Raw genomic sequence first — 1157 nt, 5'->3', positions numbered from 1 at the left:
AAAGTTTTATCATCTTCAGTAGCTACGTATTTATCAGATTGTTCATTAAAAACAATTGTTTTATGAGAAGTTACCTGCAATGTGGCCTGCTGGGGCGTTTCTGCTTTATCACAAATACACTTAGCCCCGTTTACTACGTAATACTTATCATCGTGTTCACTTTTTCCTTCTTGCTTTTGTTGTTCAGCAGCGGCTTCTTTCTCTTTTTCTTCTTGTTGTTTTTGTTCTTCCTCTCGTTGTTCTTGTTTTACTTCATCTTCGAATGGTTTTTCCTCATTAAGTTCTCTTACCTCTTCAGAAGAAGGTATCAATAGGGTTATGTTAGGGTGCAACTGATTACCTACCTGACTATTGAAGTCGGCACGCTCGTTATGATACTCTTTAAGTTTCATTGGGTCTTTCAAGCCTATTTGTTTTGCTATTGAAACAAAAGTATCTTTACTTTTTACTGTGTATTTTGATTGCTCTTGCATAATCCTTATTTTTTTGTTAGCGTTAGTTTTTGGTCGTATAGAAAAATATTTTCAACTTCAATAGTTACATTGGTTTCTGAACGTTTTATTCTTCCTGTTTTGCCTGTATAATCTGTTTGGTGCACAAAGTTAGTATACATCTGTACATTTTCCTGTTCGATTTCTACATAGTATTCTTGTTTATGGATATATGTGATTACTTTATCCATCATCTCTTGTGCATTTGCTATTTTGGGCTCATAATATATTTGGTTGCTTTCTGCTCTTTTTTCTATGTCTCCTTTCCAAAAAGACAATCCTATGGGGAGGATATTCCATTGCAAAGGATAATCAGTATCAGGAGCAAATTTGCGTATGCTAAAGCTCAATGCTTTTACAATATGTAACTGTTTTATGAACTCTCTTAGTTTTTCTTGTGTATCTGTTGCTTTAAAAAAATGTGAACGGATATGTTCTAATCCTTCTCCCTCATACGTTGCTAAGAGTTCATTATCTACTTGTTTTATACGTTGTTGTATTTCAGAGATGTTAGTTACAAAAAGCACATAGTCCTTGACCTTGCATTTCAGAGGAAAGATGGCTTCCATATACTTATGTGATATAGATAAGAATTTAGTGTCTATTTCTTCTCCATTTACTAAAAACTGACTTCTCTCAATCACCACATCATAAGTAGGCTTTTTC

Annotated in this window: 2 protein-coding genes; both read right to left on the bottom strand. The window is 33.9% G+C overall.

Annotated features, from left to right (window positions below; all coding sequences use genetic code 11):
• A partial coding sequence (locus OO775_RS14040) for a DUF4280 domain-containing protein (RefSeq protein WP_264847853.1) occupies positions 1-473 on the bottom strand: 473 nt, incomplete at its 3' end.
• A 5-nt stretch (positions 474-478) separates the two neighbouring features.
• A partial coding sequence (locus OO775_RS14035) for a hypothetical protein (RefSeq protein WP_264847852.1) occupies positions 479-1157 on the bottom strand: 679 nt, incomplete at its 5' end.

Source organism: Capnocytophaga catalasegens (assembly GCF_026005215.1).
GTDB classification, from domain to species: domain Bacteria; phylum Bacteroidota; class Bacteroidia; order Flavobacteriales; family Flavobacteriaceae; genus Capnocytophaga; species Capnocytophaga catalasegens.
The sequence above is the reverse complement of the archived record's forward strand: the minus strand, read 5'-3'. Positions and strand labels throughout refer to the sequence as shown.